At 53.8% G+C, this 23020-nt stretch carries 17 protein-coding genes and 2 tRNA genes; 5 read left to right on the top strand and 14 right to left on the bottom strand.

Going from position 1 to position 23020, the window contains the following annotated elements:
• The first annotated feature begins 345 nt into the window (after positions 1-345).
• Entirely contained in the window at positions 346-654 is a 309-nt protein-coding gene (locus MXE39_RS04190) for a hypothetical protein (protein ID WP_246977500.1), read from the top strand.
• Between the two features lie 356 nt (positions 655-1010).
• Here MXE39_RS04190 and rimI read toward each other — a convergent pair whose 3' ends face one another.
• The 5 genes from rimI to MXE39_RS04165 form a co-directional block, all read right to left on the bottom strand.
• A complete protein-coding gene (gene rimI, locus MXE39_RS04185) occupies positions 1011-1604 on the bottom strand; it encodes a ribosomal protein S18-alanine N-acetyltransferase (protein WP_246977501.1) in 594 nt (197 codons plus the stop codon).
• 107 nt (positions 1605-1711) lie between these two features.
• On the bottom strand, positions 1712-3883 hold the full coding sequence (locus MXE39_RS04180) for a hypothetical protein (protein ID WP_247073807.1): 2172 nt from the start codon (positions 3881-3883) through the stop codon (positions 1712-1714).
• 74 nt (positions 3884-3957) lie between these two features.
• The gene (locus MXE39_RS04175) at positions 3958-4338 is read right to left on the bottom strand and encodes a VOC family protein (RefSeq protein WP_246977503.1); all 381 of its coding nucleotides are present in this window, start codon (positions 4336-4338) and stop codon (positions 3958-3960) included.
• Positions 4339-4666: 328 nt separating this feature from the next.
• A complete protein-coding gene (locus tag MXE39_RS04170; RefSeq protein ID WP_246977504.1) occupies positions 4667-5659 on the bottom strand; it encodes a hypothetical protein in 993 nt (330 codons plus the stop codon).
• Positions 5660-6236: 577 nt separating this feature from the next.
• A tRNA-Trp gene (locus tag MXE39_RS04165) sits at positions 6237-6312 on the bottom strand.
• Positions 6313-6909: 597 nt separating this feature from the next.
• Here MXE39_RS04165 and pyrB point away from each other — a divergent pair.
• Entirely contained in the window at positions 6910-7836 is a 927-nt protein-coding gene (pyrB, locus tag MXE39_RS04160; RefSeq protein WP_246977505.1) for an aspartate carbamoyltransferase, read from the top strand.
• Positions 7837-7838: 2 nt separating this feature from the next.
• Positions 7839-8330, top strand: a complete 492-nt coding sequence (pyrI, locus tag MXE39_RS04155) for an aspartate carbamoyltransferase regulatory subunit (protein WP_246977506.1) — start codon at positions 7839-7841, stop codon at positions 8328-8330.
• A 137-nt stretch (positions 8331-8467) separates the two neighbouring features.
• Here pyrI and MXE39_RS04150 read toward each other — a convergent pair whose 3' ends face one another.
• The 3 genes from MXE39_RS04150 to MXE39_RS04140 form a co-directional block, all read right to left on the bottom strand.
• Positions 8468-9916 (bottom strand): hypothetical protein, encoded by a 1449-nt coding sequence (locus tag MXE39_RS04150; protein ID WP_247073805.1) that lies wholly within the window; start codon positions 9914-9916, stop codon positions 8468-8470.
• 434 nt (positions 9917-10350) lie between these two features.
• Positions 10351-10857: a nitroreductase family protein gene (locus MXE39_RS04145; protein ID WP_246977508.1), complete on the bottom strand. Its 507-nt coding sequence runs from the start codon at positions 10855-10857 to the stop codon at positions 10351-10353.
• A gap of 218 nt (positions 10858-11075) precedes the next feature.
• Positions 11076-12710, bottom strand: a complete 1635-nt coding sequence (locus MXE39_RS04140) for a methyltransferase domain-containing protein (RefSeq protein WP_246977509.1) — start codon at positions 12708-12710, stop codon at positions 11076-11078.
• A 476-nt stretch (positions 12711-13186) separates the two neighbouring features.
• Here MXE39_RS04140 and MXE39_RS04135 point away from each other — a divergent pair, with 476 nt between their 5' ends.
• Positions 13187-13705, top strand: a complete 519-nt coding sequence (locus MXE39_RS04135; RefSeq protein WP_246977510.1) for a hypothetical protein — start codon at positions 13187-13189, stop codon at positions 13703-13705.
• A gap of 348 nt (positions 13706-14053) precedes the next feature.
• On the opposite strand, the gene MXE39_RS04130 is transcribed toward MXE39_RS04135, so the two are convergent.
• Positions 14054-14130: transfer RNA gene (locus tag MXE39_RS04130), tRNA-Ile, on the bottom strand.
• Between the two features lie 195 nt (positions 14131-14325).
• Complete coding sequence (gene dnaG / locus MXE39_RS04125) at positions 14326-17328, bottom strand: DNA primase (protein WP_246977511.1); 3003 nt, start codon at positions 17326-17328, stop codon at positions 14326-14328.
• 751 nt (positions 17329-18079) lie between these two features.
• On the opposite strand from dnaG, the gene MXE39_RS04120 reads away from it, so the two are divergent.
• The gene (locus MXE39_RS04120) at positions 18080-18922 is read left to right on the top strand and encodes a symmetrical bis(5'-nucleosyl)-tetraphosphatase (protein WP_246977512.1); all 843 of its coding nucleotides are present in this window, start codon (positions 18080-18082) and stop codon (positions 18920-18922) included.
• Positions 18923-19067: 145 nt separating this feature from the next.
• Here the strand turns inward: MXE39_RS04120 and MXE39_RS04115 are convergent, their stop codons facing one another.
• The 4 genes from MXE39_RS04115 to rplU form a co-directional block, all read right to left on the bottom strand.
• Positions 19068-19811 (bottom strand): dihydrofolate reductase, encoded by a 744-nt coding sequence (locus MXE39_RS04115; RefSeq protein WP_246977513.1) that lies wholly within the window; start codon positions 19809-19811, stop codon positions 19068-19070.
• Positions 19812-20058: 247 nt separating this feature from the next.
• Positions 20059-21252, bottom strand: a complete 1194-nt coding sequence (gene cgtA, locus MXE39_RS04110) for an Obg family GTPase CgtA (protein ID WP_246977514.1) — start codon at positions 21250-21252, stop codon at positions 20059-20061.
• 318 nt (positions 21253-21570) lie between these two features.
• The gene (gene rpmA, locus MXE39_RS04105) at positions 21571-21837 is read right to left on the bottom strand and encodes a 50S ribosomal protein L27 (RefSeq protein ID WP_246977515.1); all 267 of its coding nucleotides are present in this window, start codon (positions 21835-21837) and stop codon (positions 21571-21573) included.
• 12 nt (positions 21838-21849) lie between these two features.
• Positions 21850-22161 carry a 50S ribosomal protein L21 gene (gene rplU, locus MXE39_RS04100; protein WP_246977516.1) on the bottom strand — a complete coding sequence of 104 codons (312 nt, stop codon included), beginning with the start codon at positions 22159-22161 and terminating at the stop codon, positions 21850-21852.
• Positions 22162-23020: the final 859 nt, after the last annotated feature.

Raw genomic sequence — 23020 nt, 5'->3', positions numbered from 1 at the left:
CCCGCGCCCCATGTCATATGCGGCAGCGTCCCGGCAGGCACCGGCCACATGACAAGGCATCTGTCTGTGCCTGCAGAGCACAGTGACCGGCGCCTGCAGCCAGCAGGCGGCCTGGCCACAGTCCCAGCCCTGCCTGACTGCCGCCGATAAGTGGCGTGACCACAGTTACCCCAATTTAAGAGTTTGCATACCCATGTGGCTGTGTCCGGGCTGTTACAGCCCGGCCCTCTAAGCCAGGTTGCCATAGAGCTCAAGAGCTGGCTTATGGCAGAGGCAGTGAGGTCAGATCCCTGTATGGTATCGAGATAAAGCCAGTGATACAGACGTGAGATAAGGAATACCGCTATGAATCTTAAAACCCAGCTTACCCAGCGCTACTACAATCCTCTGATCACCAATCTCGATGTCGATCAGTGTCTGGAGCGCTACCGCGAAAACCCTGACGATCCCGTACTGTTTAACGCCCCTGTCTATGGCCGTGAAGACATTCCCCGCCACTACTGGCCCCTTGCTCAGTCCCGTGAAGAACATATTGAGCGTCTGGCCCGTATTACCGATTATCTGCTCCAGTGGCGCGTCAGGCCCTTTATCATGAGTGTGCTGGTTATCTTCGTTTTTTACACAGCTCTGGCTCTGGGCGGGCTGTTCCTGTAAGCCCTTATCTTCAGGAACTTACAGTCAGCTCTGAGAAGACTGTACAGATTAATACTCCTTAGCATCTCTTACTGTACGCAAAGGGGCACAGACCAGGTCCATGACCTTATCTGTGCCCCTTTTTTACGTTCTGCAGCCATGAGCATTATGAAAAAGATACTTCATGATGCCAAAGCCCGGCTGCAACATTAAGTTATGGCCCCGTAACAGAACGTACCGCTGCCCCTTGCTGCGGCCTGGTCACTGTCCTTTGACAGCGTCATGTTTACTGTTCTGCATCTGGGCAACTGTGCTGCTCATCGGACAGGTCACTGTCCTGTGCTGCAGCCAGGTAAATGTCCTTTGCTGCGGCATGTTTACTGTTCTGCATCATGGTCACTGTGCTGGGCAGTGGACGGGTCACTGTCCTGAGCATTGGACTGGTTGCTGTCCTGATATGCAAAAGGATTGTCCATACTGATGGTGGTCAAATCACAGCACATGGTATAGGCATCTTCAGCCGGATGCTCTGAGGTGGCGCTGTAGTAATTCTTTCTGGTACCAGTAATGGCAAAGCCATAGAAATCATAAAGATAAAGAGCCACGGCATTGGATACCCTGACCTCCAGAAAGCAGCGCTCTGCGCCCAGCTCCCGGCATATCTGCAGGCTGCGCAGCAGCAGCTTGTGGCCAAATCCAAGCCCCTGATATTTTTTGAGAATGCCAATGGTGTAGATCTCGGCCTCATCAAAAAGAATACATACAGTACAAAAGCCAATAAGCTCACTGTTCAGATACAGACCGATATTGCGGCAGTTATCTGTAAAGCACTCCATAAGGGAGTCATAAGTCCAGGGATCGCTGTGGGCACTTATCTCCACCTGCATCATCTGTTCGACTGTATGCGGATCAGGCTTTTCAATTACTGCAACACTGAGCTTTTCCTTAAGCGCGTGACGTCGTGAACCCATGATAACCACCTGCCCGGATGCTCTTTATTTAATGTTTTATAAAGCATCACAAACACAAATCATAAAGTGAAAACCAATGCCTGTATGCAGATACAGCCCCTGCAGACTTACAGCTGTATGCCCTTGAGCAGCAGATTGCTGCGCAGGAACTCCCAGGTAAGCTTCCTGTCGGCTGTCATGATATGACTTATACCGTATGCAGGAGCTGGCATATGCCTTGTCAGAACAATATCGTCCGGATAGTACAGATGTCTTTCATCATACAGGGCGGTAATAAGACCCTTTGACTTGAGGAAGGACACCATATTGTTCAGATAAGGGACATCATCTGCAGCCTCATAGAACACGTGAGCGTCCTTTCTGACAAAGCGTCGGGAGCCGTCAGGCATGATGACAAAAGGATTACCCTCTGTGGTAACCAGCTGACCACCCCAGTTAAAGTTCTGATAGGCAGATGATCCTGCTGTTCTGCCACTCATGGAAGCACCATTGGCCCCTGCCATGGCAACATTTGGCAGTCCCTGAGCCTGAGGAGGCTGCATCTGTGCGGGCATCTGAGACTGCATCTGCGGCATCTGAGCCATGCCCGGCTGCGGGCTCATACCCTGACCATAAGGCATCATACCCGGCATCATGCCGGCAGCTGCAGCCTGAGGCTGCGGCTGCTGAGGCCAGCCGCCCTGCCAGCCCATGGCTGGCTGAGGCATCTGACCTGGAGGCATATAGCCGCCCGGGGCCATGGTCTGGGGCATACCTGGCTGCATCTGCATACCTGGAGCCATCATGGCAGGATTCATTGCCTGAGGCGGCATCATACCTGGCATGACAGCCTGCTGCCACATACCGGTCTGAGGATTATATACAGCCTGTGGCAGCTGTCCTGGCATGCCCCATGGGTACATGCCCGGCTGGCCCTGATACATGCCGCCCGGATACTGCTGATACTGTGGAGGCATTTGAGCCTGCTGAGGCCATGCGCCCTGCTGAGGATTCCAGTACTGAGCACCTTGCTGATTAAACTGACCCTGACCAGGCATCTGAGCTGCAGCCGGATTCATGGCAGACTGAGGCTGCATACCGGCCGCGCCCTGCATACCTGAGGCTCCCTGAATACCGGCAGCCCCCTGCATGCCCGCCTGTGGAGGCATGGCAGCAGCATTAGCCTGCATGGCTGTACTGCCGGCAGCCCGGTGCATTCCACCCATAGCCTGAGGGGACTGCATGGCCTGTTGCTGAGACATATTCTGAGCCCCGGTCTGCGCAGGCTGCTGGCCTATGTAATTCTGGTCCTGCTGTGCCTTGCCCTGAGCCTGGTTTTGCTGCCAGCCACCAGGTGCACTGCCCTGATATCCACCCTTGCTGTGCTGTCCCCCCTGGCCCTGCCATCCCTGACTGCTGTTTTGCTGGGCACCGCGTCCAGCTGCGCCGCCACCTCTGCGGGCATTTGAGCCCTGAGCAGAAGCGCCTGCAGAGTGAGCCTGGCCATAAGGGCCACTTACAGCCTGTGCCGGAGCAGTAGCAGGAGGCTGCTGTTGCTGCTGAGGGTATGGCTGTGCCTGAGGCTGGCTGTGTGTCTGTGACTGGCGGGCATCAGGGGCGGGCGCTGCACTGTGAGGCATATTAGCCGGCACAGCTTCAGGTGCTGCAGCCGCCTGAGCCTGAGGATCGTGCCCTGTCCTGGCAGTACTGTCAGCCTCAGTGGCTGCCTGGGCAGACTGAGTATGAGGCGCAGCGGCAGCAGCCTGTTCAGCGGCAGCAGCCTGTGCAGCAGCCGCAGGTGCAGTCGCAGCAGGAGGCTGGGCTGGTGCCGGAGATGTGGCAGCTGGAGACTGAGGAGGATTGGTCCTGAGCTCGTAAATTTCCCTTTCGAGCTCTACTGTGGCATCGCGGGTGGCCTTGATGTCATTTTCCAGCTCATGACGCTGGCGCTCACTGTTGGAGTTTTCAGTCACCAGCATGCTCCTGATAGTCTCAAAGCCCTGAGCAATACCTGCAAGGGTGGCAGCATCAGGAGCAGCAGGCTCAGGGACAGCAGCGCCCTGCACGGCAGTGCCCTGAGCTGCAGCCTGCTCAGGGGCGGGCGCAGCAGCACCTGCCTGCCCGTCAGTACCGCCCTGAGTATTAAGCTCAGCTGCCAGAGCAGCTGCATGATCGGAATTTTCAGCAGGCAGTTCCTCTGCAGCTGGAGCAGCCGCAAAGTAAGCTGTTGGCTTTGGTTTCCATATGGTGCGGGTCTTGAGCATGGCTTTTGACTGAACTCTTATTACTGACAGTGGCACAGACAATTAAGGGGCGGGCAAGAGCCCGCCCCCGTCAGAAGGTTATCTCAGGATCTGAACCTGAGACAGAAGTATTAATACTTCTCCTTTAATACCTCAATCCAGTAGTCATCAGGATCGTGGATGAAGTACAGGCCCATTTCATGATTTTCATAGCAGATGCAGCCCATCTGACGGTGGAACTCGCGAACCTGGTCGTAATCTTCCTTGACGCGTACGCAGATGTGGCTTTCGTTATCGCCCAGCTCATATGGCTCCTGACGGTCACGCAGCCAGGTAAGCTCAATGGTAAAACCGGTCTGGCCGTCACCAAGGTATACAAGGATAAAAGAGCCGTCCTGAGCCTCCTTGCGGCGGACTTCCTTGAGGTTTAAGGCTTCCTTGTAAAAAGCGATGGAACGGTCGAGATCCAGAACATTGATGTTGAAGTGATCAAAACGTGCTGTTACCTGCATCTGCTGCCTCCTGGGGTAATGTATGCAGAAAATAGCCATAAGATGATGGCGTCAAGCCTGGTCCTTTCAGATGGGAATGGCTTATATGTATTCTATATGACTTACCCGGGCAAAACATCAAATTTTGGCCCGGCCCCTGCCCGGACAAACCCCAGGCCCAATACCTTATCCCGGACCGCCGTGAGCGCCATGGCGCCCAGCCCTCGCAGCCCTTGCCGCCTGTACGCCAGCTGTCACTGCCTGCAGCAGCGGCAGCTGCAGGGCCGTCAGGCCATGCGGCTGCAGGGCACTGCAGGGCCGTCAGGCCATGAAGCGGTCTGCTCAGCTGTCAGGACTGCAAATCAATGCAGCAGCTGTCACCGGCATTTTCAGGCAGCCAGATACGTCTTATTACGCTCTTTGCATCCTGAGCGCCAGCGAGCATTAATGGGCGGGCGCAGTCTTCGTTACATGGACCTCTTTGCATTTCCCAGGTGGCAAAAAGCTCATTGTTCTGCAGATCACTGCAGGTAAAGTCAGGCTTTTCAATCACATGCACAGGCACAAGCAGCTGATAAGGGATGCTGTTGAAAAACTCCTGGGCACCGGCACTGATGTTGGTCTGCATGCGCGGATCAACAGGGAATAAAATGGCATCAAAGCCGGTAACACGCTGAGCAATAAAGTCAAGCTCGCTACGGAAGAACTCGTGAGCCTCTTGAACTTCCTTATCTGAACTCTCCTCCTGCCAGTGCCAGTAGTTGAAGTCTCCGGCATGGAAAAAGTGAAAGCCGTTGTCCTTGACTGTTATGCCAAAGGATGAGCCCACATCAGTAGAGCCGTAGGCATCTACCTTCAACAGCTCATCTTCATAAGTCTCGCCTTTGGCAATGAAGTTAATGGCATCAATATGAACGCCGCAGGACTTCTTGCGTGAACGTCTGATATCGCGGGAAAAGACCAGTCTGACCTCAGGATATGAGGCATCCTCGGCACGGCGCTGCAGGGCATACTCATAAATCTTCATTACAAAAGGCAGGAAATGATCCTTGTGGAAATGAGTACACATTATGTAAAGCGGCTTGCCCGGATTGAGCAGCATGCGAGCGAGTACTCCTGGGGATTTGCAGTCAGCCGGGGATACCTTCAGGCCCTCAAGATTTTCCATTTCATCACAGCACACCAGGCTGTCAGTGCCTATTGATCCAATGGCACGTGCTACGCCGCCCTTGCGACGCTCCTCAGGCTTACAGTCATAACCGTCACGGAAAAAGTCAATAACAATGTGGCAGCTGTCAGTCTCAAGCCAGAATCCGCTGTGGTAAAGATAGGTAAGTCTCATTGCCTTAAGTCTCCTCAAAAGGTCAGCAGCCTTACAAGTATAACTGTTATTAAAGCCGCCCATAAGCCTGCCAGCCGCCCGCGCCCGCCATAGACATTCTGACGGGCGCTGTCGGCCGCTGCGGCCCATGCCCGGCATGTCACTGCCTGGCATGGCCAGACCAGTCCTGTCATTGCCAGGCACAGCCAGACCAGTCCTGTCATTGCATGACATGACATTCCCGCACCTGGGCCAATGGCAGTTGTAAAACTGATATTAAGTACTCAATGAGGTCAGGGTAAGCCAGTAAGACTGTGTATTTTGAGGGACTGAGTGGCGATGGCGACAGGCGTTGGATGAGATGGCCGTTCATGCCTGCAGACAGCCTGATTGAGGGTGCGGTAAAGGACCGAAGATTTTTTTGAGGGAGCAGAAATGAAAAAAGCCCTGAAAGGGCCTGTGATGATGATGATACGCTGCTCTATGGCTTTGCTTCATGAGTGCAGCTGATGTGAGCGCCAGGCATGGGGCTTGTGGGCGGCTTTTGAATTTTGCCTGGCCCAGAAACGAAAAAACCCCTTATCGGGGTGTCATCGTATGGCAGGAGCAGAAGGACTCGAACCCTCAACCGTCGGTTTTGGAGACCGCTGTTCTACCATTAGAACTATGCTCCTGCAATGGCCGCTATTATGCCCTGGTGACCTTTGGGTGTAAAGAGTTTTTTTAAAAAATATTAAGCCCTGATGGGCCCTGTTACGGGCTTTGCAGCCGGATCGGAGTCCCAGTGCCAGGCAAATCATCCTGCCAGGGACAGCAAAATGGCTTTTATAAGCGCAAAGAGCACAGCAGTCGCTTTGGCTGGCGCCTGGGATATCCTGTGGCCGTAGCTGCCTCCTGCCGGTGGCCATTACTGCTTCCGACCGGTGGCCATTACTGCTTCCGGCAGGTGGCCATTACCGCCTCCGTCCAGTTGCCATACCTGCATCCGGCAGGTGGCCATTACTGCCTCCGGCCAGTTCTCATGGCTGCATCCGGCAGGTTGCCATGGCTGAGGCAGTTCAAGAGCCCTGGTACGGGTATTAATGCCGGAGCCATACTGCATGGGCGCTGGACCGGGGAGGTCACGGGCACTCATTTATTTTTGTTGTAGCTAATATAAGTGCCTTTCCTTTCTGTATAATGAGATTTTCAGGAACAGCGCATAAAGATGTTCTTGAGAACCCACCTTGCCTGTTTCCTAACTGTTTATCGTCAACAGTAGGGAACCTATCATGACCAATCCCCTCTTTCAAAAAGATATCATCTCTATCTCAGAGTTTACCCGAGATCACATTGAGCTGGTTTTACAGACTGCCCGTTCTTTAAAGACCAATCCACGTGATGATCTGCTCAAGGGCAAGCTCGTCGGTGTTACTTTCTTTGAGGGTTCTACAAGAACTCGTCTTTCCTTTGAAACTGCCATTCACCGCCTGGGCGGCCAGGTAATCGGCTTTGCTGATGCCTCCAATACCTCCCTTGGCAAGAAGGGCGAGACCCTGTCCGACTCCATCCGCATCATCACTTCCTACACTGATGCTCTGGTAATGCGCCATCACAGGGAAGGTGCTGCCCGCCTGGCTGCCGACCTTTCCCCTGTCCCTGTAATCAATGCCGGTGACGGTGCCAACCAGCACCCATCCCAGACCCTGCTCGATCTCTTCACTATCTACGAGACCCAGGGCCGCGTTGATGAAATCAAGATTGCTTTCGTAGGTGATCTCAAGTACGGCCGTACCGTTCACTCTCTGGCAGAAGCCCTGTGCATGTACAACAATGTACACATCTACATGGTCTCACCTGAGTCCCTGGCCATGCCTGATTACATCATCAAGCACCTCAACCGTCACAACGTGAAGTTCTCAGTACATGAGACCATCGAGGAAGTCATCCCTGAGGTCGACATCCTCTACATGACCCGTGTACAGAAAGAGCGTTTTGATGAGACCGAGTACCAGAACCTGCGTTCCAAGTACATTCTGTGCAAGGACATGCTCGCAGAGGCCAAAAGCAATATGAAGATTCTGCACCCTCTGCCACGTATCGACGAAATCACCCTTGATGTGGACGAGACTCCTCATGCTTACTTCTTCCAGCAGGCCCGTAACGGTGTCTATGCCCGCCAGGCTCTCCTGGCTTTAGTCTTAAACAAGGAGATTTAAAAATGAGCGAGACCACTAACGACAAGTTATTAGTTGAGGCTATTGCTAACGGTACCGTCATCGATCACATTGCTCCTGGTCAGGCAATGAACATCCTGAGACTGTTCAACTTCCTCGGCAAGCACAACCACATCACCGTCGGTTTCAACCTGCGCTCCAGCGACATGGGCTATAAGGACATCATAAAGATTTCCGATGTCACCTTCTCCCCGTCTGAGACTGAGCAGCTGGCCATTCTGGCTCCTGATGCCACTGTAAACTCCATCCAGGACTTCAAGGTTGTAGACAAGTACAATCTGCGTCTGCCATCTGAGATCAAGGGTGCATTCAACTGCCCTAACTCCAACTGCATTACCCATGTAGAAAAGGGCGCTACCCCACGCTTCCGTATTTTCAAGGACGAGGGCAAGGTCATGATGCGCTGCCACTACTGTGAGCGCGTATTTGCCCGCAAGGTAGTATTAAGCCACAACGATCTGGCCAACATCAAATAATATGGCGCCCCAGGCGCCCACACTCCCGCCCGGAGGGCGGACCAGAAAAAGAGCTGCACCTGTGAAGGTACAGCTCTTTTTTCATGCCACCTGCAAATACATACCCTCGCCTGCGAACATGGCGACGGTCTGCACTTTTACCAGAGACTCATAAGGCTGGACGCAAAAGCTGGATAAGCGTCATTACCTCCGTCATCATACCTGCCTGTGACACGACATGGGATATCATTGAGACCAAAAGTCTCCATAATGCTTAAGGTTTCCTGCGAGGCCGGCTTAATCTCGATACCACAAACAAGAGTATCTACCTTAAGTCCATCAGCGGCAGTAAGTACGTTATCTAATGAGCTGAAGTCTTTGATGCACTCCACTCCCTTTTGTCGGGCCCTGTACATAGTGTTACTCAACACAATGCGGGCAACCGTTGCCATCCAGATATGCTCAAGCATTGTGTTCATTTCTTCATTGTTCTCAGCACTGGTAGCGCCGCTTTCCAGGACTCCCATGGCCAGCTGCTTACAGCTGTATACCGCACCTTTTGTCAGATGCGAAATCTGAACATCAATACAGCCAGCCTCAGAATTATCATTTGCAAGTGAGTTTTCCTCAACAACCACAGAGAAAGTCCCATCCTGGCTGTTTAATCTGGCCCTGTTCCTGTGGTAATCATGAAAAGCCTGCTGAGCATGGCTGATAAAATCCTTATTTATCAGGTTTTCAGCACGTTTCATTGTCAAGGTGCTGTATCCGCCGAGCCCAGGAAAGTAATTATTCCTGTAAAACTCCTCAAGGCCCTGACAGGAAAGATCGCGTGTCAATGCCATGTAAACGGCTCTGGCAAGCACCCTGCAAGTCACCTTTTTAAGCTGCCTGTCTTTAAGAGCGTGAGCTTTCTTAAGTCCCTCGGTAACGCAGTAAGTTATGCCGGATTCATGCATGGCATGAAGCATAAGCAGCACACTGCCAAATTTCAGAGAGCGGCCTGTGATCTCATCCGGAGAGCGGTCAACAACCGGAGCGCAGATTCTTGCACACTGCGCATTCTCATGCAGTTGAAGCAAGTACAGCAAACTGGCATATTCACCGCCCACAGCCATAACATCTTCAGCAGACGGACTAATGCCAGCTCCACTGCCAGTATCGCTGACAGTACTTCCTGATACCCTCTGCCCGGCCCTGCCCGTGCCCTTTGCTCTGGCACGTCTGTCTGCACTGCAGCCCCCACTGCCACCTGCATTGCAGCCAACATCGGATCCTGCGCTGGCACTGGCCACTGCCCCGTCCCGGAGACTGTCGACCTCTCCTGCAGAGAGCTGTCCTACAGGCCTGAACTCAAACTGTGCCTTTCCTACCCTGGTAACAATGTAGTCACGCAATGACGGATAGTCCTGGTAAAACTTCTCGTTAAACTCAACCAGGCCAAGACCATCAGGAGAATGGATTCTTCCAATGGTGACGCGCTTTGCCGGCTTTGATCTTCCCGGGACATGCTCTCCTTTTTCATTGATATGTGCCGGTACCCACTCATTAACATAAGTGCAGAGAAAATAGCCCTTTCTTGCGTTGGCAAGCAGAGTCCTTGGCATGTCAGGATGACTGGTCAGTACTGTTAGCCCGTCAGCATTTTTTCGTTGAGTGGCCAAATCACTCTCAGCTCCAGCTCCCTGACTATGTGTATCACGCCCGCTGTCTGAATGGGCATTTTTTACTTGATTATTGATCAAACCCTCGTGATTTAAGGCGCCAATAGATGTATCACCTGTTGGTCCAGAAATGTCCTGCCGGCATATCAGATCCTGATGCTCACTTGCCTCTGAGGTCTGCGTGTGACTGCCTGTATAAAGGGTTTCTTTGCCTGTTCCTGGTGTTTTGGACTTGCTCATTTCAATACGCCTGAAAAAAGTGATATTTATCACTCATTATAAACAAGGTACATCTATCTTTCAGGCGTTATGAGTGCCCTTTGTGGTTTTGCAACCAGCTAACATGCAAAAGGAGGGAAAGAATGAGGCAGCCGGGATTATGGCATCAGACTGTAGAGCTTGTCCGGAGACTGGCGTAGATAGTGATTGTCATTAGGCCCCATCTGGGCATGGCCGAGCACCAGAGCAATGTATGGCATGTGGTATTCAGGCAGACCAAGTATTCTTTTAATCTGCTCGGGGTCAAATGAAGCGATAAAACATGAACCCAGGTTGAGCTCAGTGGCCTTAAGAGCCATCTGACTCATGGCAAGGCCAATATCGAAACTGCTGAACACAGCTCCGTCACTCTCACGCTGCCAGCCATAATCCTCAGTATCAATACAGCCCAGGATCATATTGGGCGCACCGTACCATTTGCGGCACTCGTCAAGACGCGCCATGGACTCAGGTCCTACAGCATAGAAAAAATAAGGCTGGGCATTACAGGCTGATGGAGCAAGACGGCCTGCCTGCAAAAGCTGATCAATGGTCTCCTTTTCCAGTGCAGTGGGAGCAAATTTGCGACAGGAATAACGTGAGGATAAAAGGTCATTAAAGTTCATGCCATGGCTCTCCCGGAACAAGGAATGATGCGTCCTGTCCCCCTGCGGGCCAGGACAAGTGATCTCATCATAACCAATCTTCCGGGAAAATATCTTGACCGCTCTCACCTTACTGGATTCATACGTGAAATTAACCAGACTGCCCCCAGACAGCCGCCCCGCCTGCAGCTTCAGGTCCAGACAAGGCCAGGCAGCCAGGCCGGCAGGCCCGGCTGCGATCAGCCCTTTTTGGTCAGCAGGCACAGGGTCTCTACATGGGTGGTATCAGGGAACATGTCAAAGCCCTGCACTGACTGCAAGGTAAAGCCTGACTTGAGCAGCACCGGCAGATCTCTTTTCATGGCAGTAAGCGAGCAGAAAATCAGACTCAGAGCGCATGGTCCCGGTATCTTTCCTGTCTGACGGGCACAGTTTTCACCAAGGCCGGCACGGGCCGGGTCAGCAATCACTGCCCGTACCCTGGAGCGGCTGTCGCGGGTCAGCAGTCCTGGCAGAGCTTTGTTGATGTCGGCAGCAATAAAGTGAGCATTGTCCACCCTGTTGAGCTTTGCATTTTCCTGTGCAGCCTCGATGGCACTTTCAACTATCTCCACTCCCAGCACATTTTTGAAGTGACGGCTCAGCGCCAGCGTCATGGTGCCCACACCACAGCACAGATCAAGAGCCAGCTCATCCTCGCCGTGGTCAGCGCCCGCACCGGAGGCTGCGGCGCCGGATGCGGCGCCAGCGGCGTCTACGGTGGCGGCCTGAGCAGCGCCCGCACCGGCCCGCTGCACGCAATGCTCCACAGCACGTCCGTACAGGGCCTCAGCCATTTCATAATTGACCTGCATAAAGGTCTGAGGACCAATCTGATAGCTGATGCCATTGAGCTCCTTTACCAGCAAAGGCTTACCGCAAAGCAGCTCCACCTGTCTGCAGAACAGAGCATTGCCCTGACTGTCATTGATACCCAGATATAAAGAGCCCACCTCATCATGCTGCCCGGCCCACTGCCTGAGCGCGTTGCGGGTATTCTCATCGGGACTGGCTGACACAATGAGCAGCACCATGACCTGATCCTGGGCCATGCGCAGCTGCAGCGCCCTCACGGCAGCCTGCGCAGCGGCCGGTGCAACAGCCGGTGCAACAGCCGGTGCAGCAGCCGGTGCCGATGCGCATGAGGATCCGGCAGCTGCGGCTGGTGCTGCCGGGGCAGTGGCCTGCCATGCCTTCATGCCACAGCTGTTGAGAACCCTGGTCAGTGAGGTGGCCAGAGGACCAAAGCAGGCAGGCTCCTGAGGACAGGAGTCAATGGCAATGAGCTCATGGGAACGGGCGCGGTAAAAGCCCTGCTCAAGGGCTCCGCTGCGTTCATTGCAGGCAAAATAGCGAATCGATTTGTAGCGGCAGGTGCCTGAATTTCCTGAGACCACAGGCTGCACCAGCTCACGGGCACGACCTTGCAAATCACTGTCAGTAAAGTCAGCACTGAGTCCGGCACCGGCCATGCCCTTTGCTGAGCGTGCATCCTGTGGTCCTGCGGCAGCCTTAAGGGCGCTGGTCAGAGCCTGAGTGATAAGCTCTTTTCTGTGCTCAAGCTGAGCATTTGTACTCATATGCTTGAGCTGACAGCCACCGCAGGCTGGAAAGTATGAGCATGATGGAACAACACGCTGTTCAGACGGTCTGACTATTCCTGTTATGGTTCCCGGGCAGCGGCGAGAGCCACGGGCAAAAGGCTCGCCCACCTCCACCTCGACCTCCTCACCTGGCAGGGCAAGAGGAATATAGATCTCAAGGCCTTCCTCAAAGGCTATACCCTCACCCTTGTCTGAAAGACTGCTGACAGTTACCTTTTTTAAAGTACTCATATTGTTCCCCGACTAAGGTGAGTCTTGCTCTGACCTGATATGCGTTAACAGACACAGCACTCTTATCTGCGTGCAAAAGGCCATAAAAATCAAAATATTTGCCGTAGCTTTACTGTAAGCCCTGGAATATTCCAGGTTTTCGGTGCTAATCTTTGAATTAAGGGTTACAAACTGCATAAGCATGCAGTATGAGGGCTGTACCGCACAGGTACACGCTCTGTTATCATAGTTAACATATTACCAGGACAGCCTGTCTGCCCATGGCAGCCTGGTCCTGATGCCGCACCGCTGAGCATTGTCCCTGAGGCGCACGCCACTTATGGCCAGCCCCTGATACATGCACGGGTAAGACGGCACTTTATAACAGCGCTGCACATGCAACTGTACCTGTTTTGCCCCACGCATTTGCCCTCTGGCAAAGCGCAGATCCCATTGGGGCCTGATATTCAGCGCTGTGTTTATTTTGTGGAGACGTTATGCTCAAGTTCATTAAAAGCAAAGGTATTATCGCCAGCTCTGTCATGGCCACCGTTGTTTCAGCTTCTCTGATTACCACCGGCTGCTCAAATCCTACCAGCACCGCCGGCACCGTATCTTACTTTACTGAAGGTGTTATTACTGACATTGAGCACATCACCATCGACCTTAACCACTACGACACCACCAAGAGCGCTGCAGCCGGCGCCATGGCCGGTGCCATTGCAGGCCAGGTAATCGGCCGCAATACCACAGGCACTCTTATTGGTGCCGGTATCGGCGCTCTTGCTTCCGGAGCCGGTGCCATTCTCATGGACAGAACCTCAGATGGTGCCCGTCTGACCGTCAACACCAATCAGGGCCTTATTTTAGTTGATCAGCCATTCTCCTGCCATTTCCAGAAAGGCGCCAAGATTCGCCTGATTAACCAGAGAAACAACACCGTTCAGGTTCAGGTTCTGGTAAACGGCAGCTACGTAACTGCAGAGAAGAACTCTCCTAAGGACTGCTCTCTGTAAGATACTGACCTGACTGCCCTGCGCATATCAGGCATACAGCCCTCTGAGCATCAATGACTCAGAGGGCTTTTTCATGCCTGCAGCTCAGGGTCTATGGCAGGCGCGTAAGAGCGCCCGCCCCTGAGCACAGGCGGCATGGCAAGACATCAGAGCGCCTGCACTCAGTGCGCATGGGGCATGGCTGAGCGCGTCTGAGCGTCTGAGCTCAGTGCACAACAGGCACGATGAAGCGACGCACGCCGGTTACAGATACACCAGGGGTACGGTAATGAAAACTTGTAATCAGGGGAAATAAGAAACTCAGAGGCTGAGTTAGAGGAGGGATATACCTGAGGGTATGAAAGATGATGGTGGCCCATTCCCGGATCGAACGGGAGACCCAGCGATTATGAGTCGCTTGCTCTAACCAACTGAGCTAATGGGCCGCGCGCTGCATTATACAACGAAAGAATGCTAAGGTAAACAGGCTGAAAAAGCCATGATACCTGCAGGTGCGACCATAGAGGCACCAGGCCTTAAGGCTGCCCGGGCAGCTGCCGTTGCCTGTGCCTTAAGTCAGGTAAGATAGCGGACGGGCACAGGCCGGGCACAGCAGCCATGGCTGGACCCAGGCTGCAGACTCAGCTGCCGCCAAAATTACGATTTACTATTTTAGCCAGAGCCTTGACCTCGTCCATGTCCTCTTTGGACATAAAGCGGCCCTTTGAGGAATTGAGGTATTCAAAGCGCTCACGGAAAGGCTTTTGCAGCATTTCAAAAACAGTACGGCCAAAGTACTCGCGCTTTTCGCTTATTGGAGGCTCCTGCCCGTCCTCACGCTGAGGCAGCAGCGGACAGTCAAAAAGCAGGTCTATTACCTCCTGCCTGTCGGTATCACGGTAGTTTTCAATAAGCGAGGCGCATGAGACCGTAGGATTCTGCCTGATGGTATGCAGCAGCTCCTCCATAAGAGGACAGTCATCGATTCTGAGCTCACGGGCATACTCAAGCATGCGGTCGAGCTGATACTCCTCATAGAGACTGGCCACCACTGTAGGGTACTGCAGAATAAAGCTCATTACCCTGTAACATGGAGCTCCCAGCTCACTGATATCAAACTCGCGGCCGATAATGCTCCTGAAGCCTGATCGTCCCATTCCTGATGATCCTCCTGCACCGGCTCCTGCCGCTCCTCCTGCTCTGTCATGTCCATTGCCAGTGCCATCAGGACCATGGCCAAAATCAACTGGGCCAGCTGGGGCGCCCGGACCACCTGGACCATAGTCCATATCGTAATCCATACCCGCGCCGTCATAATCAGGGCCCGGGCCAGGGCCAGGTCCATAATCCATATCACCAGGGCCAGACATATTGTCTCCCGGACCAAAGCCACCTTCGTAATACTCACCTGTGTAGCCGTCAGGGGCATTAATACGTCCCGAAGCTGCAGCTGGCATACCATCAGGACCAAGCTGCATATAACCGGCAGCCGGAGTGTTCTGCTTAAGAGCCACCATCTGGGCAGTGGCACAGGCTGTTATCTCCTGCTGGCTGACCGGACGGCCCTGAACGCCAGGCTGCTGAGAGTAAAAGACCTCACGGCCCCATGGACCTGTGCTGATCTGATGCTGATCAGGTCCCTGATGGGCAGCCGCTACCTGCATGCCCATGCCCGGCATAAAAGGCCGGCCGGCCGGATCAGTGCTTACTCCCATGCTCTGGGCCTGGGCATAGCTTTGCGGCACAGCAGGACCAGGCATCATAAAAGGACCTGGCCCCTGCCCCTGGGCCCCTGGCATGCCCGCAGTCATGCCCGCTGGCATACCATAAGGCACTGCCTGGTTCATGGCAGGTGGCATCATGCCGCTGGAGGCGCTCTGACCGGCCCCCTGAGCCTGGCTCTTACCTGAATTTTGAGCACGCTGGCGGCTTTGCCACTGTGAACCTTCCTGCTCCCAGTTGTGGCGGGACTGACTGTTATTGCGACGGCCGTATCCACCATTACGGTCCTTAAAACCGCCCTGGCCGTTGCCCTGACTGCCACTCTGAGCTCCGCCATAACCATTGCCCGAAGAACCGCGTCGGCCATAGCCGCCCCTGCCCTCAGATGACCAGCTGCCCTCATCACTTTGCAGTCCGTCATCACTGAATCCGCCGGTGCGTCTCTGGCCTGCCTGACCGCTGTGGCTGCTGTTAGCGCTCTGGCTGCTATATCCACCATGACCTGCATAGCTTCTGCGGTTATCGCGGCTGTAGCGACGGCCGGAGTTCTGGTCGCGGGACGAATAATTGTCCATACCCATAAATTCGGCGGCCGGAGTAATGGACTCGTCGTTGAGCATTTCCTTGAGAGTGCTTTCATCAGTCCCCACATAGGAGGACAGCACCTGAAGAGTCACCATTCTCATGCTGAAGCTCTTCATGGCCTTGATGATGGACAGCACGCTGGAGAGGAAACGTACTCTCTGATTGGGATCGCTGATGTCGTAGACCTTGGACTCGTGAAGAATAATGCTCTCGGAGTAGGAAACGGCCATCTTGATCTCGCGCTCAAAGGCTTCCTTGCCCTCAGAGCGCACCAGAGTATCCGGGTCATGGCCTGCCGGCATGTTGATAAAGCTGACTTCCTTGTCAGATTTCTCAAGCACGGGGGTAACAGCCTGCAGCGCACGCCAGGTTGCTTTCTTGCCAGCCTCGTCGCCATCAAAGCAGCAGATTACCTTTCCTGTGTAGCGAAAAAGAGTTTTGAGGTGATCGGCTGTAATGGCAGTGCCCAGAGTGGCGACAATATTGTTAAAGCCGGCCTGACGCAGGGCAATGGCATCCATATAGCCCTCAACCACTACTACCTTTTCAGGACGGTTGCGGGTAGCCTGCAAAGTCTCATAAAGACCAAAGAGCTCTTTGCGCTTTTTGAAGATTTTGGTTTCAGGAGAGTTGAGATATTTAGGGCCGAAGTCATTGGCAAACACTCGTCCGCCAAAGGCAATAATACGGCCTTTGATATCAAAGATAGGGAACATGACGCGGCCACGGAAGAATGACTTGCAGACATGACGTCCATCATCCTCCACGCGGTCTACCTGAATGCCCAGCTCCACCAGTTCACGGTACTCGGAGGGATCACGGGCAATTTCTCTGGCCACATAATCCCAGCTGTCAGGGGCAAAACCAAGGCGCGCACGGGTAATAAGTTCAGGGCTTAAGGCACGCTGCTCAGTAAAGTACTTCATGGCCTCAGGATTTCTGTTGAGGGCATCAGTAAAGTAGGCTGCCACTCTGTCCATGAGCTCATAGGCCTTTTTGTTGGCCTTTTCGCTGTCAAACTGACGGCCACTGCCCTCCTCATACTCAACCTCAAGACCGGCAAAACGGCTGAGCTCCTCAACAGCATCAACAAAGCCAATGTTCTTGTACTTCATCACGAAGTCAATGGCATTGCCCCACTCATTACAGCCATAGCAGGTAAAGGTCTGCCTGCGGGGATTGACATGAAATGACGGTGTCTTTTCGTTATGGAAAGGACAGCAGCAGGTATAGTCAGCACCGCTCTTCTTCAGGTTAATGAACTGGTTAACCAGCTTGACCAGGTCAATATGGGGAATCAGTCTGTTCTTGATGTAGTCTTTCTTGATAATGGGCATAACTATCTTCCTGAAAAACAACTGACTGTCACTAAAAGCACCGCCTCACTGCCGCATCTGCATCTCTGCAGCAGCCAGCTCAGGCAGCCCCAGCTCGCAGCCGGCTGGCGCTGTCCTGTGCTTGCCTGGCCATTGGCCAGGCTGCGCGTTTGCAATGACCTGGCTGTGCATGGACTATGGCCAGGCTGCGCGTTTGCAATGACCTGGCTGCGCGTGGACTGTGGCCAGGCTGCGCGTTTGCAATGACCTGGCTGTGCATGGGCAAAAGGCGAATCCTGTTACGGTCAGGCACAGGCATCAGCTCATGCTGATACTCTGGTCCTGCCTCAGATATTGAGCTGATCTTATGGCCACGTCTGACTGAGGTATCTGTAGTCAGAGAGCGGCGACCGCAGCTGCTTATCTGATTTATATCTGATTGTGCACCACAGTAAAGGGACATGTGCTGCCCCGGGGCGCAAATTGTAACCCTGCCTGATGATTCCCTGCACAGATCCAATGACCCATCTGGCGCTGGTCCCTGTAGTGGAATGGTCAGTGTGAACCGTGCCGGGGAGTTTCAGCTGTATGATTTTATGTATCTTAACCTGATTGCGGGGCCTGATTGAACGGGCTCTGACATGCCAGGACACATCATGTTATTATTGACGCAAGCCGCCGCCGTGTATGTACAGACATAAGGAATGCAATACATAATTTTGCGGCTGCGATTGAACATCCACTGGACCATTATTTTTTGTCTGGAGTAGCTATGGCCACTTACTGCGTAGGCGATATTCATGGCTGTCATGCGGAGTTTTTACGCCTGCTTGAGCTTATCAGATTTGATGAGAATCAGGATGATTTAATCCTTACCGGTGACCTCATCGGTCGCGGCCCCCTGCCTGTAGAAACCATGCAGGAGATTTTCCGTCTGGGCCCAAAGGTAAAAAGTGTGCTGGGCAATCATGATCTGAATTTCCTTGCCGTCCACTATGGCATATCCAAAGCCCGTCCCAAGGATAATCTGGAAGTCATTTTAAACTCACGTCACCGTGAGGAAATTGTCGACTTCTACCTCAAATGCAATCTCATGCAGTTCCATGAGTCCAAGCCCCTGGTAGTATCTCATGCCGGTATCTACCCTATGTGGGACATTAAGGCGGCCCGCCGTGAAGCCAAGGAAATTGGCCGCGTGCTGCGCGATCCGCAGCGCCGTCTTATCATGCTGCGCAATATGTATGGCGATGAACCAAAAGTATGGAATGCCACTTTAAGCGGCCTGCCACGCTGGCGCTTTGCTCTCAATGCCTTTACCCGCATGCGACTTCTGGGCAAGGACTGGTCGCTTGACTACAAAAACAGCGCCGTCGACCCTCAGGAGGTAGCCTCCCAGGGCATGACTCCATGGTTCCGCCTCACCCCTGAGATGACCTACAAAAAGAAGAACTACAAGCTGGTCTTTGGTCACTGGGCTGCCCTCAATGGCCGCTGCGACGAACCATCGATAAGAGCCCTTGATACCGGATGCGTCTGGGGTGACCGCCTGACCGCCTGGCGTTTTGATGACGACCAGTTCTTCTCGGTAAAGTCAGCAGGCTACGCCTCTATCTGATGGAGCGCGCCGACAGCCCCGGCGCCCTGTCCATCTCCGCCTCTCCAGAAACAGCAAAGGCCGCATCAGCGGCCTTTGTTGTCTGTGCGCCCGCCGCCTCTGCAGCAGCAGGCTGCGACTGCTGCGGCGGCGGCGGCAGCAGCTGTCAGCTGACGCGCTCGTAGGTCAGGTACTTGTAGGCAAGTCCGGTGTGGATATTCCTGACCTCACGGACATTGTCGTTTTCATCGACAATGGACTCTTCTTCGTCAAAGTCAGTGATTTCCTGAGCAAAGCCCTTTGGCTGCTCAGCCTCGCAGAAATACCAGCTGCGAGTACCATGCATGAAAGGACGCTGCTCTTCGAGCACAAAGTAGCCGTACTCAATAAGCTCAGGGAAGAAGGTATCAGCACATGGGAATGATGCCCTGATCTCGGTAATGATGATGCGATCGGCAAAACTCAGACCTTCTCTGAAGATGCGTGAACCGCCAAGTATAAATACCTGATCGTACTCTGCAGCCTCTACCTGACAGCCCTCAGTATCCATTTCCTTATTGCGCTTTACCGCAAGGTCACGGTCACGGGCCATATCAAGGGCCTCAGGCAGACTGGTGGCTACCTCGATATCGTCGCGCTGAGCCAGAGCCTCACTGGAGGTAATGACAATATTGCGGCGGGCCGGCAGCGGACGGCCAATGGACTCAAAGGTTTTACGGCCCATGATGACGCAGCTGCGTGAGGTTACGGCCTTGAAGCGCCTGAGATCATCAGGCAGATACCATGGCATGGTGCCACGCTCGCCAATGGCACGATCCTCCCCCATGGCAACAATCATGGAAAGAGTGCACTGACGTGCCGGAGTCAGTTGATAAATCACCGGTAGCGGGGCTGCATTTTCTTCAGTCACTTTGTAGATGCTCTCTGCTTGTTCAGGGCCGTCATGCCTGCAGGCTGGATGGTGCCCTGCAGGGCCTGCGCCGGGCGGCTGCTCAAAAGCCTGTGGCTTATGAGCAAAGAAAACAGTTGCTAAACACCTTGAGATGGTTAGCACCTGAATATGACGCTCATCGCCTGAGGCAGGACAGCGTCTGACCAGGCCGGGATGTACCGGCCTGGCGCGCACGTCCTGTCTTTGGTGATATGGGCGCGGAAAACTATTTCTGGTAGACGATCTCTACACCTGAGTCTTCATCATCAAAGAAGTCGAAATCATCATCACCGTCAATGGAGGCGCCGTTGACCGGATCCTTGATGTTCTTTTCACCCTCGGTCCAGACGAAGTCGTCAGCATTGTTGCTCTCACCGGACTGCGCGGCTTCAAGCTCAGCCTTCTTGACGCTGTCTACCAGCTCCTGCAGGGCAAAGGTAAGCTCATTGACACGCTGCTTTTGCAGAGCGGAGATGATAAAGGTACGCTCTGGTCGGGTCTGCAGGGAGGAGGCAATCTTCTCAGCCAGCTCCAGGGCCTCCTGCTCACCGCCCTCAAGCAGATCTACCTTGTTGATCACCAGCCAGCGTGGCTTTTCGTACAGATCGTGGGCGTATTCCTGAAGCTCCTTTTCGATAACGCAGGCATTTTCTACAGGATCGGACTCATCTACCGGCATGGCATCGACCAGATGCAGCAGCACACGACATCGCTCAAGGTGACGCAGGAAGCGGTGACCAAGACCGGCGCCCTGAGCAGCACCCTCGATAAGACCTGGTACGTCTGCAATAACAAAGCTCTCGCCATCACCGGTCTTTACCACACCAAGGTTTGGTACCAGGGTGGTAAAAGGATAGTCAGCTACCTTAGGACGGGCAGCCGATACTGAGCGGATAAAGGTGGACTTGCCGGCATTTGGCAGACCAAGCAGGCCTACGTCGGCTACCAGCAGCAGCTCGAGTTCCAGAATGCGGCGCTCGCCAGGAGTACCATTGGTCTTCTGACGCGGAGCACGGTTGGTGGAGCTCTTGAAGTGGGTATTACCAAAACCGTGGCGGCCGCCCTTGGCCACACGCAGGATTTCACCTTCCTTGCGCAGGTCACCAAGGACCTCACCTGTTTCCTTGTCGGTAATACGGGTGCCTACAGGAACCTTGAGCATGATGTCGGCACCACGGGCACCGGTACAGTCAGAGGACATACCGTTCTGACCGCGCTCAGCCTTGTAGAACTTGGTGAACTTGTAATCAACCAGGGTGTTGAGATTGGTATCGGCAATCATAAAGACATTGCCGCCGTCACCGCCGTCACCACCATCAGGACCGCCCTTTGGGATGTACTTTTCACGGCGGAAGCTGACTACGCCATTGCCACCATCGCCAGCTTCCACGCGAATTGTAGCCTCATCAACGAACTTCATAATACCCTCGACGAAAGTTGGTTATGCAGGTTGAACCTGAATCTGGTGGCCTGTCAGGCCACGACTGTGGTAATGGGCAGTCACTGCCCTGTCATCAGTGCCCGGAGCCGCAGCGCTGCCTCAGCGGCGCTCTGCCTGCGGCGCGCTGCGTGTGGCCGCTGCCTGCTGCAGCACTGGACCCTTGGGCCTGGGGCCCCTTGGGCACAGCTGTGCTGTTCATGACTGGTCCCTGATACGCAAAAGGCCCGCGCCACCAACGGTGATGCAGGCCTTTTATCAGTTTCCGCCTGAAGTTATTTCAGGCCGATCACCTGAAAACTAAGCAGCGTCTTCAGCGATGATCTGAACGTACTTGCGACCCTTAGGACCACGAGTTACGAAAGAAACCTTACCAGTCTTCTTGGCAAATAAGGTGTCGTCCTTGCCGATACCTACGTTTGCACCTGGGTGGAAGTGAGTGCCACGCTGACGGACAATGATGCTGCCTGCGGTAACTAACTCACCAGCATAACGCTTAACGCCAAGACGTTGGGCCTGAGAATCGCGACCGTTACGTACGGAACCACCGGCTTTCTTGTGTGCCATTGATTCTTACTCCTAACCGGTAATACCGGTAATCTCTAATTCGGTGAACCACTGACGGTGGCCAGTGACTTTCTGGTGATGCTTACGACGACGGAACTTGACGATCTTAATCTTAGGACCGGCAACCTCGCCCTTTACAGTGGCGGTAACCTTGGCACCGTCGATGTAAGGGGTACCAACCTTAACGTTGGTGCCGTCAGAAATTAAGAGAACCTTGTCTAACTCAACAGTGCTGCCAGCCTCTTGATTGAGAAGATCAACGCAAAGGGTTTCACCCTCAGAGACCTTGTGCTGCTTGCCACCGCAAAAAATAACTGCGTACATGCTCAAACTCCGTTTGAACGCAGGAGTTTGTGCTCCCGCTCAAATCAATTCATCAATCGCTGACAAAACACATCCAGGCGTAAAGCTGATGGATGGCAAACCAGGACGAAACACTCTTTTATATCAGGTACCGGGGCCCTGCCCCGTAATACTCAAATGAGGCTTAACGCCGGTCTTTCGATGATTTAGATACTTACCGCCTGCAGCTAGTAAGGCCCGGTGCCCGTGGCATGAGGCTTGTGAAATCATCTAGCTTTTCGACCAGGAGCTTGACTCGCAGGGACTGTAAAAGCTTTGTCAGGTCAAATAATAATGAGCGCATATTCTACACACTCAGTGCTTTGAAAGTCAATTGAATCAACTTTCAAAACCGCAAAATTATAACATACAAACGACGTCCTTGCTATGCCACTGCGTCAAACTTTCTGCAAAAACTCCCGGACCCTGCAGCCACCGGCCCGAACCTCTGTCAGGCCAGACTCCTCTCCCAGTGCCGCCGGCTGTCAGGACCATGTCTGGAGCTGTTCAGTTACGGTTCCAGACCGTGACAGGTCCGTGCCAGGCCGGTTCATGACAGGTTCCGGACCGTGACCGGCCTGTGTCAGGACCGGTCATGAGAGAATCCGGACCGTGACTGGTCCATGCCAGGTGGCACAAATCGATAAGATTTTGCTGCAGCTGCCAGGCACTCAGTGGGAGGCACGGCAGGCACACAGGGCACATGTGGCGCGCCGGTGCGGTCTGCCATGCAGCCGTAGACAGTTCGCCCGGGACAGGCACACGCCTGACCGCCTGCAAGGCGCGCACTGCCCCGGGCGCGTGTCAATCGTATCAGAGCAAATAATGCTAAAATATCTGG

The organism is Anaerobiospirillum sp. NML120511 (genome assembly GCF_023050955.1).
Taxonomy (GTDB): domain Bacteria; phylum Pseudomonadota; class Gammaproteobacteria; order Enterobacterales; family Succinivibrionaceae; genus Anaerobiospirillum.
The sequence above is the reverse complement of the archived record's forward strand: the minus strand, read 5'-3'. Positions and strand labels throughout refer to the sequence as shown.

Bases quoted from the DNA above. Each gene is read 5' to 3' on its own strand.
- pyrI (WP_246977506.1), top strand. From the start codon at position 7,839: ATGAGCGAGACCACTAACGACAAGTTATTAGTTGAGGCTATTGCTAAC.
- rimI (WP_246977501.1), bottom strand. From the start codon at position 1,604: ATGGGTTCACGACGTCACGCGCTTAAGGAAAAGCTCAGTGTTGCAGTA.
- pyrB (WP_246977505.1), top strand. From the start codon at position 6,910: ATGACCAATCCCCTCTTTCAAAAAGATATCATCTCTATCTCAGAGTTT.
- dnaG (WP_246977511.1), bottom strand. From the start codon at position 17,328: ATGCCCATTATCAAGAAAGACTACATCAAGAACAGACTGATTCCCCAT.
- MXE39_RS04145 (WP_246977508.1), bottom strand. From the start codon at position 10,857: ATGAACTTTAATGACCTTTTATCCTCACGTTATTCCTGTCGCAAATTT.
- MXE39_RS04150 (WP_247073805.1), bottom strand. From the start codon at position 9,916: ATGCCAAGGACTCTGCTTGCCAACGCAAGAAAGGGCTATTTTCTCTGC.
- rplU (WP_246977516.1), bottom strand. From the start codon at position 22,161: ATGTACGCAGTTATTTTTTGCGGTGGCAAGCAGCACAAGGTCTCTGAG.
- rpmA (WP_246977515.1), bottom strand. From the start codon at position 21,837: ATGGCACACAAGAAAGCCGGTGGTTCCGTACGTAACGGTCGCGATTCT.
- MXE39_RS04120 (WP_246977512.1), top strand. From the start codon at position 18,080: ATGGCCACTTACTGCGTAGGCGATATTCATGGCTGTCATGCGGAGTTT.
- MXE39_RS04190 (WP_246977500.1), top strand. From the start codon at position 346: ATGAATCTTAAAACCCAGCTTACCCAGCGCTACTACAATCCTCTGATC.
- MXE39_RS04140 (WP_246977509.1), bottom strand. From the start codon at position 12,710: ATGAGTACTTTAAAAAAGGTAACTGTCAGCAGTCTTTCAGACAAGGGT.
- MXE39_RS04170 (WP_246977504.1), bottom strand. From the start codon at position 5,659: ATGAGACTTACCTATCTTTACCACAGCGGATTCTGGCTTGAGACTGAC.
- MXE39_RS04135 (WP_246977510.1), top strand. From the start codon at position 13,187: ATGCTCAAGTTCATTAAAAGCAAAGGTATTATCGCCAGCTCTGTCATG.
- MXE39_RS04175 (WP_246977503.1), bottom strand. From the start codon at position 4,338: ATGCAGGTAACAGCACGTTTTGATCACTTCAACATCAATGTTCTGGAT.
- cgtA (WP_246977514.1), bottom strand. From the start codon at position 21,252: ATGAAGTTCGTTGATGAGGCTACAATTCGCGTGGAAGCTGGCGATGGT.